Genomic DNA, 755 nt, shown 5'->3' with positions numbered 1-755 from the left:
GTTGTAGGTCTCTCGGATAACCCCCACCGGGTTCGGTTGTCCGTGTTGATCTTTCTGCTGAACCAGCTCTTCCTGACGACCCAGTTCTCCCTGATTGCTCAGATCTTCCTGATTGGTTAGCAGTTGTTCGCTGGCTTCTGAGTCCCCATCGGGGACTATGGGGGGATGGATTTCTTTTCGTGATTAGCCCTGACCGTCAGCTGGATTTTTGTTGCAGTCCTGCAAATAGCTTCGGCGAATTCAACTCTGATTCGCAACGCTTTTGAGGACCTCCTCGGAGAAGACTTCGAGGGGCGTTTTGAATCCAAGTATCTTGCGCGGACGATTGTAGAGCCGCTGCTCTATCCATCGCAGGTGCGCATCGGTGATGGTGCTAAAATCGGTCTGTCGTGGCAAGTATTGGCGTGTCAATCCGTTGGCATTTTCGTTGCTGCCGCGCTGCCATGGGCAGTACGGATCTGCGAAATAGAAATCGCTCTGCAAGCAGGCGGCAATGAGCCGATGATCGGCGAACTCCTTGCCGTTGTCGGCGGTGAGCGTGTGAACTGTATGGCGCAGGCCGCCCAGTCGCTGGACAATGGCGTTGCGCACGTTCTCGGCGGTGCCGTCGGGGGAGTAAGCCAGCAGATGCAGCCGGCTGGTGCGTTTGGTCATGCTGACCACCGCACCCTTTCCGTGCGAGGCCCTGATGGTATCCAGCTCCCAGTCGCCGATGCGGCTGCGCTGCTCAACCACACTGGGGCGCTGTGTCCAGC

1 protein-coding gene is annotated in these 755 nt (G+C 57.4%); it reads right to left on the bottom strand.

Annotated elements, in window-relative coordinates; translation table 11 throughout:
- Window positions 1–240 precede the first annotated feature (240 nt).
- A partial coding sequence (locus tag NS365_RS23355) for an IS30 family transposase (RefSeq protein WP_082684804.1) occupies window positions 241–755 on the bottom strand: 515 nt, incomplete at its 5' end.

The sequence above is a fragment of the Aureimonas ureilytica genome, from assembly GCF_001475935.1.
Lineage (GTDB): Bacteria > Pseudomonadota > Alphaproteobacteria > Rhizobiales > Rhizobiaceae > Aureimonas > Aureimonas ureilytica_A.
Note: the sequence above shows the minus strand (reverse complement) of the source record. Positions and strands in the feature narration are given on the sequence as shown.